Source organism: Haloplanus salinarum (genome assembly GCF_024498175.1).
Classification (GTDB): Archaea; Halobacteriota; Halobacteria; order Halobacteriales; family Haloferacaceae; genus Haloplanus; species Haloplanus salinarum.
Window position 1 is genome coordinate 592,184 of record NZ_CP101823.1, and the last position, 17,444, is coordinate 609,627.

The window sequence follows — 17,444 nt, forward strand, 5'->3', positions numbered from 1 at the left end:
GACCACCTACCGCCTCTCCTCGAATCGGATCGTCTTCCTCGCGACGACGACGGCGACGATCAGCGCCGCGAGCGCGCCGGCCGCGAGGATCCACGCCGTCCGCCCCGTGCCCTGCCCCCAGTCGGCGGCGAAGGCCTCCCGGAAGTACGTCGCCAGCTCGTCGCTCCGGACGGCGACTGCCACCTCGCGGTTGTCGGATACGGCGTTCGCGTTCCAGTTCAGGCTCCCGACGACCACGACGTCGTCCGCGACGACGCCTTTGGCGTGAACCTTCTCGTATCGACCCCGTGGCTCGGCGAGGCGCGCCGAGAGCGGCAGGTCGCGCCGCTCGGCCACCCCGTTCAGCCAGTCGACGAGGGCGGCGTTCTCCTCCGCGACGTACCACGCCCCGGAGAGCAGGACGCGAACCCGGACGCCGCGCTCGGCGGCCCGAACCGTCGCCCGGAGGAGCGGCCCGTCGCGACGGCCGACACTCGGCTGGATCACGTCCACCCGGTCGTCGGCGCCGTCGATCACCCCCACGACGGCCGCCTCGGCGTTCCCCGGCGCGGTGAGGACGCGAACGCTCCCGGTCGTCGCCGCCGGATCGATCCGCGACGGGTAGCTCCCGTTCGCCGGCGTCCCCGGTTCGAACGTCTGCCCCCGCCGGTATCGGCGCCAAGGAACGGCGTCCCGCCCGCCGGCGTCGCTCCGAAAGAGCCCGGCGAGGTCGTTCGCGACCGACCGGGCGTCGATGACGACGCCCCATCCCCGACTGCTCCGACCGCCGACGCCCGCCGGTTTCCAGTTCTCCGACAGCACGAGCGCCCGGTCGTCGACGACGGCGTACTTCGGGTGGTGGTACTCGAAGCGGGCGTGCGGGCCGCCGAGGACCGACACGTCGATCCCCGCGTCGGCGAGTTCGTCGAGGACCGCGGCCCCCTGCACGGAGCGGCCGCCCACCGGATCGGCGTCGACGAGGACGCGGACCTTGACCCCGCGCTCGGCGGCGGCGACGAGCGCGTCGGCGACTCGGTCGCTGGTGAACGTATAGCCCGCGAGCAGCAGTCGGTCCTCGGCGCCACGGAGCGTCCCGACGGGCACCCCGGGCGAGTCCGGGAGGAGGAAGCCACGGACCGCCGCGGTGCCGTGGCGCCGGACCTCGCGTGGCTCGAACCCGACGGGACGCCACCGGCGGCCGTCGTCGCCGAGGACGAGTCGTTCGCCCTCCGGGGCGTCCCGGTAGTCGAGGGTCGCGACGGCGACACCGTCGCGGCGGAGCACGAGCCGTTCGCCGGCGTTCGAGAGCGACAGTCGGTCGACGCCGACGACCGGCGCCTCGGCCAGCCGTCGTGTCGCGTTCGGGTCGTCGCCCACGGCGAACCGCGTTCCCGGGCGCTCGGCCGGATCGTCCGGAAGCGCCACGGTCGTCTCGCCGTCGCTCAGCGTCCAGTTCGCGGCGACCCGCGGGACGTCCACGACGACGAACTCGCCGGCGTCGCCGTCCGCGACCGGGTTGGGGACGGCAGCGACGAAGGCCGGCGGATCGGTGGCCGTCGCGGCCGCGGGCGCCGCGACCAGTGTCGGCGCCGCGAGGACGAGGGTGGCCGCGACCACGAGCGTCGGACCGGGGGAACGGGTACTGGGCACGGCCGGCCCTGGCCCCGCTCTCACGGATGAAGCTTCGGAGGATTTTTGTCCCCGTCAGTCGCCCCTCCGGGCATGGTCGCGGTCGCGAACGCACTCAGACTGCTCGGATCGGCGCTCGGCGCGCTCGGCGGCGCGCTGGTGTTCGTGGAGTTCTTCCAGATGCCGAGCTACGTCGAGTACAACGAGGAGTTCCAGGATTACCGGATCGAGGGGAATCGCACGGAGGTCCGGGAACACACCTGGATCGGCCGGATCGGGGGCTTCTGTCTCTCACTCGGGTTCGCCCTGCTCTTTCTGGCGACGTTCCTCGGCTAGTCGGCGCCGCCGCCCGAGTGTATTAGTGGATCGCCCACCAACGGCCACCGAGGATCGACCGTGTCACCTTCCCTCCAGCAGTTCATCGACGAACTGGAGTCCCACCGGCGCCGGATCGTCGTCGTGAACGGGACGGCAGTCGGCGAGCAGATCGGGGACATCGTCGATTACTTCGATCGGTTCGACCTCGAGACGGAACACGTCTCCGCGTCGGCGCTTCCCGACGCGTTCCTCGTCCTCACCGACGGCGACGACTATCTCGGCTCGATCGGCGTCGCCGAACTCCACGAGTACCTCTACGACTCCTTCGCCGGCGACGTCGATCCCGATCCGGACGTCGAGATGGGCCGGAGCCCCGCAGTCGAGGGCTTCCTCTCCCGACTCGACGGCAACGTCTACTCGTTGTCCGCCGAGGGGAAACTCGCGCTGGCCTGCGTCTCGCACCTCCTGGAGACCCGCGCGTGGCGTCGCGGGCTCGGCGAACTCCACGCGGGGATCCAGCGGTTCTCCCTCCTCCGCGACGACCCTGCGCTGTGGTCGCGATACCGGAAGCTCGCGGCGTGCGGGGTCGAGACGTCGGTGTACGGGCAATCCGACTGGACGCCCGCGGACTGGCACGGCGTGACCGCCTACGCCGACGAGTCGGGCGCCTGCCTCGGCGACTACTGGTTCGTCGCGTACCGCGGCCCCGAGGAGCGTGACGACGGCGCCCTGCTCGCCCGCGAGGACGACGACGGCCGGTACACCGGCTTCTGGACGTTCGACTCCGACACCGTCGACGCCATCGTCGACACGCTCGTCGGCGACCACCAGTCGACCCTGACACGCCTTCCGGACGGCCCGTCCTGACCGGTCGCCCTGTCGCCGAGCGTGATACCTCTGCCGTCCCGCCGCTTCCGGGCGGTGTGGACGCCCACCGCATTCTCTTCGTGTCGGCCGACGCCGCCCTGCTCACCGACCTCGCGTGGCAGATTCACGGGGGAGCCACGACGTGAAATACGACGTCGAAGCCGAGTGCGACCGGGGTTTCTCTACGTCGGCAACGAGGACGACGGCAGTGACGTCGTCGACGTGCCGACCGCCTACGAGGAGGCGTTGGCTCTCCCGGCTCCCCTAGGCGGACAGCCGCGCCATCTCGTCGTCGGTGAGGTCGAGTCCGGCCGCGGCGACGTTCTCCTCCAAGTGATCGACGCTCGACGTGCCGGGAATGGGGAGGATCACCGGCGAGCGCGCCAACAGCCACGCGAGCGCGACCTGTCGCGGCGTCGCGTCGTGGGCGTCGGCCACCGCGCCGAGGGTGTCGGCTTTCGCCCCGAGGTCGCCGCCCCCGAGCGGGAAGTAGGGGACGAAGCCGATGTCGTTCGCCTCGCAGACTTCGAGGACGTCGTCGTGGGTGCGGTCGGCGACGCTGTACTCGTTTTGTACCGTCGCTACCTCGACGACGTCCCGTGCACGCTCCAGTTGGTCGAGGGAGACGTTGCTGACGCCGACGTGACGGATCAGGCCGCGGTCTTTGAGGTCGGCGAGCGCCCGCATCGACGCCTCGATGGGGACGTCGGGGTCGGGCGCGTGATACTGGTACAGGTCGATCGTCTCGACGCCGAGTCGGTCGCGGCTACAGAGTGCGGCGTTCCGGAGGTAGTCGGGGTCGCCGTGGCGGAGCCAGTCGCCCTCCGGCGAGCGGAGGAGGCCGCCCTTGGTGGCGACGAGGGCTTCCGCGGGCATCCCGGCCTCCCGGAGCAAGCGTTCGCTGGTTCCCGGTCCGTACGCGTCCGCGCTGTCGACGAAGTCGACGCCGAGTTCGACCGCCCGGTCGAGGACGCGGCCGGCCTCGTCGGCGTCGTCTGGCGGGCCGAGGACGCCCTCGCCGGTGATGCGCATCGCGCCGAATCCGAGGCGGTTGACGGCGTGGTCGCCGCCGACGGCGAACGTCTCACAGGTGTCGTCGAGCGATCGCATGGGATCCGTTGGACCGCCGGTGGGATATAGTCAGCGCGCCGGGGGGCGCCGCAACTCGACGACGACTTCGGTCCCGCGGGGGTCGTTGTCGCGCACCTCGATGTCGCCGCCGTAGTGGTTCAACAGCGTCTTCACGAGGGCGATTCCCCGTCCCTCGCCGGACTCGATGGCGGACTCGAAGAGGTGAGCCTTCACGTCGTCGCGGATGCCCGGGCCGTCGTCGGCGACGGACACGCGGACGGTGCGCTCCCCGCGTTCGGCGACTACCCACACCGTCGGGTCAGAGTGGTCGTGGTGCTGGATCGCGTTGCGGAGGAGGTTCGTAAAGACCGCCGAGACGGCGTCGGTCGCCAACACGTACAGCTCCGGTTCGACGTCCGTCTCGACGGTCGCCTCCGGATACGCCGAGCGGACGTCCTCGACGGCCCGCAGGACCCGCGTCGAGACGTCCATCGGCTCCGGCTCCTGCTCCCCGGCGAACACGTCCGACAGCCGCTTCACGTCCTCGATGAGCGCGGCGATGGCGTCGCTCCGGCGCTCGATGGGATCGAGGTACTCCTCGGTCCCCTCGGTCCGCTCGCCGAGCAGTCCGGTGTACCCCTGGATGACCTGGGTCGCGTTCAACACGTTGTGCCGGAGGTGGCTGTTCAGAAAGACGAGCGCGTCGCGGCGGCGGTCGGCCTCGCGGGCCGCACGCTTCGCCCGGGCGTAGTAGATGCCGACCATCCCGCCGCCGATGCCGCCGCCCGTGCCGACGACGATGACGCCGAACGCCGCCCCGCCGACGGCCCGTCCCTCCAGGAGGCGCACGGCGACCGTCAGCGAGGACAGGGTGACGAACGCGGCCATCCCCCCGAGACACCACCGAACGACCGACCAGGTGTCGGCGAGGGGGAGATCGGACGTCGACAGCCAGCGACCCAGCCAGAGCAGGCCGGCCGAAAGCGAGAGACAGAGCGCGAGCGCGAGGACGGGGCCGATACCGACGCCGAGACGCTCGATGTCGGCGACGAAGTTGGCGACCGAGACGACGGCGACGGCGAGCGCGAGGACGACGATCAGCGACGGCGCATGGACGACGAGTCGCCGTTCCCACGCCGGTACGTCCATACGCCCGAATCGTGTACCTCCTACAAAACGGTTACCTGTGTTCGCCCGGTCGCGGTGACCCGACCGATCGGTCGGGTTCTGTTGGCTTTACCTGTCTGGGCACCCAATCGACGACCATGACGACGCCGACGCGTCGGAACCGTCTCGACGAGGAGGCCAGCCCGTATCTCGAACAGCACGCCGACAACCCGGTGAACTGGCAACCGTGGGACGAGGCGGCGCTGTCGGCGGCCCGGGAGCACGACGTGCCCATCTTCCTCTCGGTCGGCTACGCCGCCTGTCACTGGTGTCACGTCATGGAGGCGGAGAGCTTCCAGGACGAGGCTGTCGCGTCGGCGCTCAACGAGGACTTCGTCCCGATCAAGGTCGACCGCGAGGAGCGCCCGGACGTCGACAGCGTCTACCAGACCATCTGCCAACTGGTCTCGGGCGGCGGCGGATGGCCCCTCTCGGTCTTTCTCACGCCGGAGGGCAAGCCCTTCTACGTCGGGACGTACTTCCCGCGGGAGCCGAAACGTGGCCGCCCCGGCTTCCTGCAGTTGCTCGAGGACATCTCGCGGTCCTGGCGGGAGGACCGCGAGGAGATCGAGAACCGCGCCGACCAGTGGACCGCGGCCATCACCGACGAACTGGAGTCGACGCCGGAGTCCCCGGGCGACCCGCCGGAATCGGACCTCCTGGGGTCGGCGACGGCGGCGGCGATCCGGAGCGCCGACCGCGAACACGGCGGCTTCGGCTCCGGCGGACCGAAGTTCCCCCAGCCCCGCCGGCTCGACCTCCTGCTCAGAGCGGCGACCCTCGACGGCGACGAAGCGTCCCGCGAGGTAGCCGTCGAGGCGCTCGACGCCATGGCGACCGGCGGCCTCTACGACCACGTCGGCGGCGGCTTCCACCGCTACGCGACCGACCGCGAGTGGACCGTCCCCCACTTCGAGAAGATGCTCTACGACAACGCGGAACTCCCGCGGGTGTACCTGCTGGCCGCCCAGGTGACGGGGGCGGACCGCTACGCCCGCGTCGCCGCCGAGACGGTCGCCTTCCTCGAACGCGAGTTACGGCACCCCGAGGGCGGGTTCTACAGCACGCTCGACGCCCAGAGTCGTCCGCCCGCGTCGCGCGGCGGCGACGACGCCGGGGACGCCGAGGGTGCGTTCTACGTCTGGACCCCCGAGGAGGTCCACGACGCGCTCGCGGACCTGGACGTCGACGGCGTCGACGCCGGGACGGCTGCGGACCTGTTCTGTGACCGCTACGGCGTCGAGTCCGGTGGCAACTTCGAGCGCGGGACGACCGTCCTCACGGCGACGACGGGGTACGCCACCCTCGCCGAGTCGTACGACCTGCCGGTCGAGGCGGTCGAACGCGCTCTGATGGCCGCGCGGGGTCGGGCCTTCGAGGCCCGCGCCGAGCGCCCTCGACCGGCCCGCGACGAGAAGGTGCTAGCGGGGTGGAACGGCCTCGCTATCTCCGCCGTCGCGGCCGGGGCACGCGTTCTCGATCCGGCCCTCGCGGACACCGCGACGGACGCCCTCGCGTTCGTCCGCGAACACCTCTGGGACGCCGACACGAAGCGCCTCTCCCGCCGCTACAAGGACGTCTCCGAGCCAGGGTCGGAGGCAGGCGAGACCGCGTCTCGACGTGGCGACGTCGCGGTCGAGGGCTACCTCGACGACTACGCCTTCCTCGCGAAGGGGGCGTTCGACTGCTATCAGGTGACCGGCGAGGTCGACCACCTCGCGTTCGCGCTCGACCTCGCTCGCGTCGTCCGGTCCGAGTTCTGGGACGCGGAGGCGGGGACGCTCTACTACACGCCCGCGGACGGCGAGGCGCTGGTGACTCGACCCCAGGAACTGAACGATCAGTCGACGCCGTCGAGCCTCGGCGTCGCCGCCGCCCTCTTCGAGGACCTCGACCTCTTCGTCCCCGACGAGGACTTCGCGGCGATCACCGAGCAGGTCCTGTCGACCCACGCCGACCGGATCCGGGGAAGTCCGCTCGAACACGCCTCGCTCGTCCTCGCGGCCGACGCCCACACCCGCGGCCCGGTCGAGTTGACGCTCGCCGCCGACGACCTGCCGACCGCGTGGCGGGAGACGCTCGCCGAGACGCCGCTCCCGACGGGCGTGATCGCCCCTCGGCCGGCCGACGACGACGCCCTCGACGACTGGCTCGCGACCCTCGGCGTCGACGCGGTGCCGCCGATCTGGGCGAACCGGGACGCCGTCGACGGGGAGCCGACGGCGTACGCCTGCCGCGATTTCACCTGTTCGCCGCCACAGACGGATCTGGACGCGGCGCTGTCGTGGCTGGCCGATCGCTGAAGAAAAGCGGCTACGCCTGTGCCCGCTCGTCGCGCTCGGCGATCCGTGCCGCGAGGTACTCGGCGATCGGTTCCGGCTCCTCCTCGACGAACCGGGCGACCTCCTCGCCCGCCCGTTCGACGACGACCGTCGGGATGTACTCGACGCCGTACGCGTCGACGCCCTCACCGTGCTTGTCGTCGTCGACGGGGTACCGCTCGATCCGCTCGTCGGGGACGCCGGCGGCCTCGAGCGCGGCCGCGAAGGCCGGCAACTGTCCCCGGCAGTCGCCACACCAGTCCGCGCCCCACACCATGTAGGTCAGTCCCTCGCGGCCGAGCGCCGCCAGTACCTCGTCGTCGCCGTCCCACGTCCCGGTCGGATCCATCGTTTCCAGTGTCTCGGTCATGAGGGTGGCTACCACGTCCACGGGCTTAACCCCGACGTTCCCGCCCCAGGCCGACCGGCGCGCCGGCGAGTCGCCGGCTATTCGTATCCGGCGGTCCCCTGTGTGGACAGCGAGATGGTCGAGGAACCAGCGGACAACCCGTACGTACGCGACCCGGACACGTCGTTCGCGCCGGTCGACGACCTCGACGCGGCGACCGCCCGCGAGCAGGTCCGGCGACTCAGGGAGGCGATCGAGTACCACGACTACCGGTACTACGTGGCGAACGACCCCGTTATCGCCGACCGAACCTACGACGCGCTGTTCGACCGGCTGGCCGAACTGGAGGCGGCGTTCGACCTCGACGACGAGCGCTCGCCCACCCGCCGGGTCGGGGGCGAACCGCTCGACGGACTGGAGACGGTCGAACACGTCGTGCCCCTCCTGAGCCTGCAGTCCTCGGGCGACGCCGCGGAGATCCGCGAGTTCGACCGCCGCATCCGGGAGGCCGTCGGCGACGTGACCTACTCCGCGGAGCCGAAGTTCGACGGGTTCTCGATCGAGGTGGTCTACGAGGACGGCGTCTTCGAGCGTGCGGTCACCCGCGGCGACGGCGAGGAAGGCGAGGACGTCTCCGCGAACGTCCGCACGGTCGGCAGCGTCCCCCTGCACCTGCGGGATGCCCCGGAATTTCTGGCCGTGCGCGGCGAGGTGTATATGCCCCGCTCGGGGTTTCAGGCGCTGAACGAGCGGCGGATCGAGCGCGGCGAGGACCCCTTCGCCAACCCGCGGAACGCGGCGGCGGGGACGGTCCGCCTGCTCGACCCCTCGACTGTCGCCGACCGTCCGCTCGACGTCTTCTTCTACGACGTGATCGAGACGTCGGCGACGCTTTCCTCCCAGCGCGAGGCGTTCGATCTGCTCCGCGAGTTGGGGTTCCGGGTGAACGACGAGACGACGCTGGTCGAGGACGTCGAAGCGGTGCTCGACTACCGCGACCGGCTCATGGCCGCCCGCGACGACTTGGAGTACGAGATCGACGGCGTCGTCGCCAAGGTCGACGATTTCGAGGCCCGCGAGCGCCTGGGGTCGACCGCGCGTCACCCCCGGTGGGCCTTCGCCTACAAGTTCCCCGCCCGGACCGGCGAGACGACCGTCGAACGGATCGTCGTCCAGGTGGGGCGGACGGGCAAGCTGACGCCGGTCGCCCTCCTCGACCCCGTCGACCTGCAGGGAGTCACGATCAGCCGTGCAACGCTTCACAACGCCGCGCAGGTCCGCGACCTCGGGGTCCACGAGGGCGCGGCCGTCCGGATCGAACGCGCCGGCGACGTCATCCCGGAGGTGGTCGAGGTGGTCGACGACGACGCCGGCGAGGCCTTCGAGATGCCCGGGACCTGTCCCGTCTGCGACGGGCCGGTCGTCGAGGAGGGCGAGCACCACTACTGTACGAACGCCTCGTGTCCGGCACAGCTCCGGCGCAGCCTCCAACATTTCTGTTCGCGGGACGCGATGGACGTCGAGGGGATCGGTGAGGCGGCGGCCGACCGGCTGGTCGAGGCGGGGCTGGTCGAGTCGCTCGCGGATCTCTACGCCCTCGACGTCGGGGACCTCGCCGCGCTCGACGGCTGGGGCGAGCGGTCGGCCGAGAACCTGCTGGCCGAACTGGAGCGGAGCAAGACCGTCGACCTCGGGACGTTCGTCTACGCGCTCGGCATCCGCCACGTCGGGACCGAGCGGGCGCGCGCGCTCGCGGCCGCCTTCTCGCTCGACGAGTTGCTGGACGCGAGCGTCGACGACCTGCTGGCCGTCGAGGACGTCGGTCCGGAGGTGGCCGAGGCCGTCGTCTCCTACTTCGACGCCGAGGCGAACGTCGAGACGGTCGAGCGCCTGCTCGACGCCGGCGTCGACCCCGAGCGCCGGGACAGGGGGGACGAACTCGACGGCCTGACCGTCGTGTTCACGGGCAGCGTCCCGGGGTACACCCGGTCGGAGCTCTCGGAACTGCTCGAAACCCACGGCGCGAACGTCACGTCCTCGGTCAGCGGCGAGACGGACTTCCTCGTCGTCGGCGAGAACCCCGGGCGGCGAAAGCGCGAGCGCGCCGACGAGGAGGGTGTCGAGACCCTCGACCCCACGGACTTCGAGGAGCGGATCCTGTCGCGGCTGTAGGGTATCCCCGGTTCCACCACCGATTTAGGCACCGATCCCGAACCGAGTTCCCATGCACGACAGCGTCCTCGACGCCATCGGCTCGCCCTTGGTGCGGATCGACTCCCCGCCGGGGACGACCGTGGCGGCGAAAATCGAGTCGAAGAACCCGGGCGGCTCCGCGAAGGACCGCCCGGCGAAGGCGATGGTCGAGGCCGCGGAGGAGCGGGGCGAACTCGAACCCGGCGACACCATCGTCGAACCGACCAGCGGGAACACGGGTATCGGCCTCGCCGTCGTCGGCGCCGCCAAGGGGTACGACGTCCGGGTCGTGATGCCGTCCTCGAAGTCGCCCGAGCGGCGGGCGCTCATGGAGGCCTACGGCGCCGAGGTGGAACTCGTCGACGGCGAGATGGACACGGCGAGGGAGCGCGCGGACCGACTGGAGGCCGAGGGGATGGTCCAGATGCGCCAGTTCGAGAACCCCGCGAACCCCGAGGCCCACTACCGGACGACGGGTCCCGAAATCGTCGAACAGGTGGGCGACCGGACCGTGGACGCGCTGGTCTGTGGGGTCGGCACCGGCGGTACCATCTCGGGAACCGGCCGTCGCCTGCAGGAGGCGTTCCCCGAGATGACGGTCGTGGGCGTCCAGCCCGATACCAACCGGTTCCTGAGCGGCGACCCGGGCGACGACGACTTCCAGGGCATGGGGCCGGGATTCGTCGCCGAGAACGTCGACGTGGACCTGCTCGACGGCGTGGAGGACGTATCGCTCTCGGCCGCCGAGGCGGAGTGTCGGCGCCTCGCCCGCGAGGAGGGGATCCTCGTCGGTCAGTCGAGCGGCGCGTCGAGCGTCGGCGCGAAACGCGTCGCCGAGCGCCTCGACGCCGAGGACCCGCTCGTGGTCACGGTGTTCTGGGACAGCGGCGAGCGCTACATGTCGACCGGGCTGTTCGACTAACCGCCGAACTCGGCTTCGGTCACGCGGACGACGACCGTCTCGTCGACCGGACGGAGGTCGTACTCCGGGACGCTCCCGTCGACGCGGGTCGCGTACATGGGTTCGACGAGTTCGTCGCCGTCGAGGCCGTAGACGCGGAGGAACCCTCCGGTGTCGTCGGGGTCGACGTCGCCGTCGCGGACGGCCGTCGCGAGGTCACGGGAGAGCCACTCGTCGGTCGAGACGGAGGGCTCCCGGACTAGCGCGCAGTCGGCGAAGCGGACGAGATACCAGTTCAGGTCGTTCAGAAGCGAGACGGCGGCCCCGAGGCTGACGGTGTCGACGGCCACCGTGTTGGCGAACGGCTCGTGGAGGTCGTAGGTGGCCAGCGCCGCCCGCGACGTCTCCCGCGAGAGCAGTTCGTACCGGAGATCGACGGCTGCGTCCCCGACGAGACAGACCTGCGTCACGGTCGTGTGGTCGGCGGGCGACCCTAAATCGATTGCGCCGTCCCGCTCACTCATCGGCGATCCACAGGTCGTCGACGGCGGCCGCGGCGTCGGCGAGCAGGCCGTCCGGCTCGGCCGCCTCGACCGCGTCGAGGGTCGCCCCCGTCGCGGGGGTGTCGGGATCGAGCCGTTCACAGCCAATCGGGATCGAGGAGTCCTCGTAGGTGTCGATGGCGCGTGCTTGCTCGACGATCGAGTCCTTGTCCCGGGTGAGCAGCGGCCGGTGGACCGGGGCGTCGACCGCCGCGTCGGTGACCGCGAGGTTCGCCGCGGTCTGACTCGACTTCTGGCCGATGGCCTCGCCGGTGACGACCCCGACCGCGTCGGTGCGCTGCACGACGGCCTCGGCCATCCGGAGGAGCGCGCGCCGCCACGAGAGCATCCGCGTGTCCCCGACGTCGGCCACCAGCCGTTCGGCGATCCCGCCCCCGGGGACGATCCGGAGCCGACAGTCGAAGTTGGGGGCGTAGCCCGCGAGACGGTCGACGGTCGCGGCGGCGCGGGCCTCGTGGTCGGGGCCGCCGTAGACGCCCAGACTGACGTACAGGGGGCGGATCGGCGACCCGCGGCGCATCGCCTCGTAGGCCGCGACCGGGGAGTCGTGGCCGCCGCTGACGAGCGCGACGAGGGGTGCCTGCGTCCCCACGGGCAGCCCGCCGGGTCCCGCGACGCTCCGGGCGGCGACGTGGGCGCGGTCGTCCCGTACCTCGACGTGGTACGTACGGTCGGGGTCCTCGAGGTCGACCGAGGCGTCGGTGACGGCGCCGACGACCCGCCCGCCCTCGCGTTCCAGGTCGCGACTGGAGAAGTCGTGGTCGTCGTCGTCGCCGACCCGTCGGGCGCGGACGGCGTAGGTGTCGACGGGTGGCGCGGCCCGCGCGAGGGCGGCGAGCGCGTCGCCGACGGCGTCGGGGTCGGCGGGGCGGGTCGTCGACGGTCGTGCCCAGACGACGCCCGGCGCGTCGGCGGCGGTCCGGGCCGCGCGTTCGGGATCGGGGGTGTGGACGACGAGCCGAGCCCAGGTCCGCTCGACCGTCGCCTCGACACCGCGGTCCGCGAGGAGTGCGGCGACGTTGTCCCGGAGGCGACGGGTCATCCTCCCCCGCACCTCGCTGCTCTTCGTCGAGAGTTCGCCGAAGCTCACGAGGACGGCGTCGGTGGGGGAGTCGGCGTCCGCGTCGGCTTCGGCGTCGGTGCCGGCGTCGCGCTCGTCCACGGTCACGGCTGCCGTAGGCGGTCGGGGTACTAGGGTGGTTCGATCCGGCCGTCATACGGTTTAGTGTAAGTCATCACCGGTGGTTCGCCGGACCGTGGCGGCGAACCACCGGTAAACAGTTACACTAATCGGTATCAGAACGTGCGGAGTTCGCCCTCGATGACCGAGCGGGTCACGTCGGTCACGTCGGCGAGTTCCCGGTCGACGATTGCCTCGATGTCGGCGTCGATGTCGGAGAGGGAGACGTCGTCCTCGCACACGACGAAGGCGTCGGCGACGTGGGGTCGGTCGATCGGGCGGCCGATCTGGGAGAGCAGGCGAACCCGGAACTCCCGGATTCCGGGGACCTCCTCGACGACCGACTCCGCGATGCGCGTGCTGAGGAGGTTGTAGATCTTGCCGATGTGGTTGACGGGATTCTTGCCGCTCGTGGCCTCCATACTCATCGGCCGGTTGGGCGTGATGAGGCCGTTGGCGCGGTTGCCGCGGCCGACGGAGCCGTCGTCGCCCTGTTCGGCGCTGGTGCCGGTCGTGGTGAGGTAGATGGAGCCTTCCTGGTAGTCGTCGGCGGTGTTCACCTCGACGGCGACGCTGCGATCGGTACGGGACTCGGCGAGGTCGGTGACGGCCTCACGGACCCGGTCGACGGCGTCGCGGTACGCCGCCATATCGGCGAGGTGACGGTCGATCATCGCCGCCGCCACCGTCAGGTCGATGTGGTCGCCCTCGCGTTTGCCCATGATCTTCACGTCCGGGCCGAGTTCCGGGTTCTCGTCCGCGTAGGGACCGTTGAGGTACTCCTCGGCGTCGCGGACGATCCGCTCGGTCTCGGTCAGCGGCGCGTGGCCGACACCGAAGCTCGTGTCGTTCGCCATCGGGACGGACGCCCCGTCCTCGCCGAAGACGGTCTGGAGGTCGCCGCTTCCCTCGCCCAGCCGAACGTCCACGACGACGTCGGTTCCGAAGTCGAGCTCGGGGACCACTTCGTTCAGGTAGTCGCGGGCCGCCGCGAGCGCGGTCGAGTCGACGGGGAGGGTGTACTCGGTGCCGTCCGCCGCCTCGTACTCGCGGGTCGCGCGCCCCACGATCAGGACGTAGATCGGTTCGACCACCTCGCCGCCGCCGAACGCGGGCGCGGCGTTGCCCGCGGCCAACTGCGTCTCGTCGGTGTTGTAGTGAAGCACTTCGCCCACGCGTTCGAGATAGAGGTTCGACAGCGCACGCGAGACGTTCTCGGCGATCCCGTCACAGAGGGAGTCGGGATGACCGATCCCCTTCCGCTCCACGATCTCCACCTCCTGGTCCTCGACCGCGCGCCGGTCGACGGACTCGATTCGGATGTTCCGGTCGCTCATCGACGGAGGTTGTCGCCGCCGGGTGCTATAACTTGCGGAAACCTTTGGCCACCGCAGTATTACTACGAGGAATCGTCGGCGTCCAGCAGGAGGCCGAGATACGACGTCCGGAGCTGTTCGTCGGGATCGAGGCCGAGGTCCCGGAGGTGGGCGGCGGCGGCCTCCCGGACCGTCTCCAGATCCGTCTCCGACGCCTCGCGATCGATCTCGACGAACTCCCCGAGGTCGCCGACGGTGTCCAGCGTCACGGTATAGCCGTCGAGGGCGTACCGCTCGCGGTCCTTCTCGACGACGGCCGCCGGCGAGAAGCCGAGCGCGCCGAGGATCTCGTCCAGCCGATCGGCGTCGTCGACCCCCGTCTCCACCTCGCGGCGGGTCTTCGAGGCCGCCTCGACCAGCGGACCCTTGTACGTGATCCGGGTCGTGGAGCCGTCGTCGGCCTCCTCGCGTCGGATCCGGAGCGCCTCGTCGGTCTCGGCGAAATCCCGGTGGGGAGCGTCGTAGTAGGTGTCGACCTGTCGGACGCGCCCGACGCGCTCGGCGCCGAGCGCCGACAGTCGCTCCCGGACCGCCTCGTGGGACGCCCGCACCTTCAACTCGACTTCGTACATACCGCACCCGTCGGGAGCGGGGCCGAAAAAGCCCGCTGTCGGCGATGAGGGGGGTCCCGATCCCGTCGGACGGGAAACGTGATTCTTAAGGGTCGCACGGGAGTTGTGGGTGGTATGAGTGACGAACAGGCCGAATCGGCCGACGAGCCGGTAGACGCCGACACGGCCGATGACCCCGACGCGGAGACTGCAACCGAGTCCGAGACCGAGGAGGCGTCCGGCCTGCAGGACGGTGACTTCGTCCGCCTCTCCTACACCGTCCGCACCGCGGACGACGGCCAGGTCGTCGACACGACCAGCCAGGAGGTGGCCGAGGAGGCCGGGATCGACGAGGAGGACCACGAGTTCGAGCCCCGGACCGTCGTCATCGGCGCCGGCCACGTCTTCCAGGCCGTCGACGACGACCTGATCGGCAAGTCGGTCGGCGACGAGAACACCGTCGAGATCGATTCCGTCGAGGCGTTCGGCGAGTTCGATCCCGACGACGTGCGCACCGTCAGCGCCGAGAAGATCGACGAGGACGACCGCTACCCCGGCGCCCACGTCACCGTCGACGGCCAGCAGGGCCACGTCGAGACGATCATCGGCGGCCGCGCGCGCGTCGACTTCAACCACCCGCTGGCCGGCGAGGACCTCGAATACGACTACGAGATCCTCGACGTCGTCGACGATCCCGCGGAACAGGCCCAGGGGCTGCTCGGCATGTACCTCGACCACGCGCCCGAGGTTTGGATCGAGACCGACGAGGTCGAGGAGGAGGTCCAGGTCGAAGTCGAGGGTGACGACGACGAGGACCCCGAGTACGAGACCGAGACCCAGACGGTCGAGAAAGAGACGCTGTACATCGAGGCCACGCCGACGATGACGATGAACCAGCAGTGGCTCTTCCAGAAACAGCAGATCGCCCAGCAGATCATGGACCGACTCGACCTCGATCGGGTCATCGTTCAGGAGACCATCGACGGGACGGGCGGCATGATGGGCGGCATGGGCGGTATGATGGGCGGCATGGGCGGCGCCGGCGGTGCGGACGTCGAGGAAGCCCTCGAAGACGTCGACGTCGACGCCGACGAAATCGTCGAGGAACTCGACGAGGACGTCGACCTCGAGGAGTAATCCGGTTCTCGGACCGGGGGCGCACGTTCCCCCAGCCGCGTCGTTCCCGACCCGTGGGAGCGTCGACGCCGTCTACGCGATGTCGCGGCTGGTGTCGATCGTGACGCCGTCGGTGAGCTTCAGCTTGATCGTCTCCTCGAGGGCGCTCCCGCCGCGGAACTTGGGAACGGCGAGTCGGTTGACGATCTGTGAACCGCTGGTGTCGGTGCGGAGGTCGAACACCACGTCGGCCATGTGTTCCGTGAGCGCCCGGTTCGGGCTGCTCTCGCCGTGCATGGCGTGTAACACCGCGATCGACCCCGTGTTGACCATGTGGGTCTGGAGTTCGTTGAGGAAGCGGCGGTACCGGGTCGGCTCGGCGTCCTCCAGCGGATCGACGACGTCGATGAGGAGGTTGGCGTTCTCGGGGACGTCCTTCACCAGTCGGGTGGCGTTGTCGATGGGCGGGTAGTCGCCGGCGTCGCGGACCGACAGACGGTCGACGCTGCCGCCGTACCGGTCGATGGCGTCGCGAACCGCCTGTTCAGAGCGGATCGTCGTCACGTACAGCGTCCCCCTCGCGGCCGCGATCTCGTACAGTAGCGACTCCGACTGGCTGGCCGGATCGGCGCTCAACAGGAGGATGCTCCCCGGCGGAATCCCCCCGTCGAGCTGTCTGTCGAGGACCGAGATACCCGTCGGCAGACGCCTGGCCATCGTTCCTTCTCACGACTGGGACGCTAATATGTCTTCTCCCAGATTCGTCGCGAGGCGCCGGTAGGCGCGCCGTACCCGTTCGTCGTCGAGCACCGGCGGGTCGGCGGGCGGAACCGACGCGGCCACCGGACAGCCGAGGAGGTCGGTCACCGCGTCGGGTGCCGACCGCGTGCGGGTCAACACCACGCCACACACCGGCGCGTCGAGGGTCCGAGCCATCGCGGCCGTCTTGACGGCGTCCCGGAGTGCCGGCGCACAGAGCGTGGTGACGAGCAGCGTCGCATCCGCGCTCCGGAGCGGGGCGGCGGCGTCCGGGCCGGCCCCACCGGGGCAGTCCACGAGCGCCGGCCGGTCGGCCGCGGCCACCCTGTCGAGCGCCCGGGCGAGCGCGGCCGGGTCGGCGTCGCCGACGTGTGGCGCGGGCAGGACGTCAACCCCTGAATCGCCGGACTTGGACTGTGCGACCCCGGCCACCCCCCGGTCGTCGACGGCGGCGAGCGTCGGGTCGCGGTCCACGCCGGCGAGCGCGTGCAGGTTCGGCATGTCGGCGTCGGCGTCGGCCGCGACGACCGGTGGGGCGAGCGCCGCGGCTAGGCCGAGCGCCGTCGTCGTCTTCCCCACTCCACCCTTGCCTCCGGCGATGGCGAGCATGGGGGGAGTGGGCGCGGCACCGGATTTGAACGTCGGGGGACCGGTCGCCGCCCGACTCACTCGATCGGTTCGGTCAGTCCTGACAGCACCCGCCCGCTTCCCCACCGAAGTCGACGGAGAGCGGCTCCGAAATCGCCACGTTGATCGCCTCGAGCTGGCTCTGGAGCGCCTCCTGAGCGTTCAGGTACTCCTCCATCACCGGCATCGAGTGGAGGTCGTTCTGTGCCTGCTGGAGCTTCGCGACGTGGTCCTGGCTCGCCTCGCCGGCCTCGCGGGCCGCGACGAACTCGTCGCGGAGGCGTTCGACCTCGGCGATCCGCTCCTGGGCGTCCGGGTCGTCCTCGACGGCGGCCTTCGCCTCCTCGAACCGTTCGTAGGCGGGCGAGTCCGCGATGGCTTCGCCGAGTTCCGTCCCCAGATCCTCCAGCCGGCTCGTCGTCGTGCTCATACCTTCCCTTACCCCTCACCGCGTTTCAATTTGCCGCCCTCGGTCCG

Annotated in this window: 17 protein-coding genes and 1 pseudogene; 7 read left to right on the forward strand and 11 right to left on the reverse strand. The window is 70.7% G+C overall.

Annotated features, from left to right (window positions below; translation table 11 throughout):
* Window positions 1-6 precede the first annotated feature (6 nt).
* Window positions 7-1,629, reverse strand: a complete 1,623-nt coding sequence (locus tag NO364_RS03140; protein ID WP_257628505.1) for a phospholipase D-like domain-containing protein — start codon at window positions 1,627-1,629, stop codon at window positions 7-9.
* A 72-nt stretch (window positions 1,630-1,701) separates the two neighbouring features.
* On the opposite strand from NO364_RS03140, the gene NO364_RS03145 reads away from it, so the two are divergent.
* From NO364_RS03145 to NO364_RS03155, 3 genes and pseudogenes are all read left to right on the forward strand, one after another.
* Window positions 1,702-1,944 carry a hypothetical protein gene (locus tag NO364_RS03145; RefSeq protein WP_157688678.1) on the forward strand — a complete coding sequence of 81 codons (243 nt, stop codon included), beginning with the start codon at window positions 1,702-1,704 and terminating at the stop codon, window positions 1,942-1,944.
* 60 nt (window positions 1,945-2,004) lie between these two features.
* Window positions 2,005-2,793: a hypothetical protein gene (locus tag NO364_RS03150; RefSeq protein WP_257628506.1), complete on the forward strand. Its 789-nt coding sequence runs from the start codon at window positions 2,005-2,007 to the stop codon at window positions 2,791-2,793.
* Window positions 2,794-2,849: 56 nt separating this feature from the next.
* Window positions 2,850-2,968: pseudogene (locus NO364_RS03155) on the forward strand (phosphoribosylamine-glycine ligase); the annotation flags it as partial.
* 89 nt (window positions 2,969-3,057) lie between these two features.
* Here NO364_RS03155 and NO364_RS03160 read toward each other — a convergent pair.
* Together NO364_RS03160 and NO364_RS03165 are read right to left on the reverse strand one after the other, a co-directional pair.
* On the reverse strand, window positions 3,058-3,903 hold the full coding sequence (locus NO364_RS03160; RefSeq protein WP_257628507.1) for an aldo/keto reductase: 846 nt from the start codon (window positions 3,901-3,903) through the stop codon (window positions 3,058-3,060).
* Between the two features lie 30 nt (window positions 3,904-3,933).
* Window positions 3,934-5,013, reverse strand: coding sequence for an ATP-binding protein (locus NO364_RS03165; protein ID WP_257628508.1), 1,080 nt, complete (start codon window positions 5,011-5,013; stop codon window positions 3,934-3,936).
* A 116-nt stretch (window positions 5,014-5,129) separates the two neighbouring features.
* On the opposite strand from NO364_RS03165, the gene NO364_RS03170 reads away from it, so the two are divergent.
* Window positions 5,130-7,334, forward strand: coding sequence for a thioredoxin domain-containing protein (locus NO364_RS03170; RefSeq protein WP_257628509.1), 2,205 nt, complete (start codon window positions 5,130-5,132; stop codon window positions 7,332-7,334).
* 10 nt (window positions 7,335-7,344) lie between these two features.
* Here the strand turns inward: NO364_RS03170 and NO364_RS03175 are convergent, their stop codons facing one another.
* The gene (locus NO364_RS03175) at window positions 7,345-7,722 is read right to left on the reverse strand and encodes a thioredoxin family protein (protein WP_157688671.1); all 378 of its coding nucleotides are present in this window, start codon (window positions 7,720-7,722) and stop codon (window positions 7,345-7,347) included.
* 114 nt (window positions 7,723-7,836) lie between these two features.
* Here NO364_RS03175 and ligA point away from each other — a divergent pair, with 114 nt between their 5' ends.
* The gene (ligA, locus tag NO364_RS03180; RefSeq protein WP_257628510.1) at window positions 7,837-9,873 is read left to right on the forward strand and encodes an NAD-dependent DNA ligase LigA; all 2,037 of its coding nucleotides are present in this window, start codon (window positions 7,837-7,839) and stop codon (window positions 9,871-9,873) included.
* A gap of 52 nt (window positions 9,874-9,925) precedes the next feature.
* Window positions 9,926-10,816 carry a PLP-dependent cysteine synthase family protein gene (locus tag NO364_RS03185; protein WP_157688667.1) on the forward strand — a complete coding sequence of 297 codons (891 nt, stop codon included), beginning with the start codon at window positions 9,926-9,928 and terminating at the stop codon, window positions 10,814-10,816.
* Here the strand turns inward: NO364_RS03185 and NO364_RS03190 are convergent.
* From NO364_RS03190 to cyaB, 4 genes are all read right to left on the reverse strand, one after another.
* Window positions 10,813-11,265 (reverse strand): DUF5804 family protein, encoded by a 453-nt coding sequence (locus NO364_RS03190; protein WP_157691077.1) that lies wholly within the window; start codon window positions 11,263-11,265, stop codon window positions 10,813-10,815. The two genes, NO364_RS03185 and NO364_RS03190, sit on opposite strands and share 4 nt — an antisense overlap.
* Before the next feature lie 46 nt (window positions 11,266-11,311).
* Window positions 11,312-12,448: a tRNA sulfurtransferase gene (locus NO364_RS03195; protein ID WP_257629137.1), complete on the reverse strand. Its 1,137-nt coding sequence runs from the start codon at window positions 12,446-12,448 to the stop codon at window positions 11,312-11,314.
* Between the two features lie 206 nt (window positions 12,449-12,654).
* Window positions 12,655-13,875 carry a methionine adenosyltransferase gene (locus NO364_RS03200; protein ID WP_257628511.1) on the reverse strand — a complete coding sequence of 407 codons (1,221 nt, stop codon included), beginning with the start codon at window positions 13,873-13,875 and terminating at the stop codon, window positions 12,655-12,657.
* 62 nt (window positions 13,876-13,937) lie between these two features.
* A complete protein-coding gene (gene cyaB, locus NO364_RS03205) occupies window positions 13,938-14,486 on the reverse strand; it encodes a class IV adenylate cyclase (protein ID WP_157688664.1) in 549 nt (182 codons plus the stop codon).
* Between the two features lie 114 nt (window positions 14,487-14,600).
* On the opposite strand from cyaB, the gene NO364_RS03210 reads away from it, so the two are divergent.
* A complete protein-coding gene (locus tag NO364_RS03210; RefSeq protein WP_257628512.1) occupies window positions 14,601-15,602 on the forward strand; it encodes an FKBP-type peptidyl-prolyl cis-trans isomerase in 1,002 nt (333 codons plus the stop codon).
* Between the two features lie 72 nt (window positions 15,603-15,674).
* Here the strand turns inward: NO364_RS03210 and NO364_RS03215 are convergent, their stop codons facing one another.
* The 3 genes from NO364_RS03215 to NO364_RS03225 all read right to left on the reverse strand — a co-directional run bounded on the left by NO364_RS03215 (window position 15,675) and on the right by NO364_RS03225 (window position 17,397).
* Entirely contained in the window at window positions 15,675-16,298 is a 624-nt protein-coding gene (locus NO364_RS03215; protein ID WP_157688661.1) for an RAD55 family ATPase, read from the reverse strand.
* A gap of 9 nt (window positions 16,299-16,307) precedes the next feature.
* A complete protein-coding gene (locus NO364_RS03220) occupies window positions 16,308-16,949 on the reverse strand; it encodes a MinD/ParA family ATP-binding protein (protein ID WP_157688660.1) in 642 nt (213 codons plus the stop codon).
* Between the two features lie 73 nt (window positions 16,950-17,022).
* Window positions 17,023-17,397 (reverse strand): YlbF/YmcA family competence regulator, encoded by a 375-nt coding sequence (locus NO364_RS03225; RefSeq protein WP_157688659.1) that lies wholly within the window; start codon window positions 17,395-17,397, stop codon window positions 17,023-17,025.
* Window positions 17,398-17,444 lie beyond the last annotated feature (47 nt).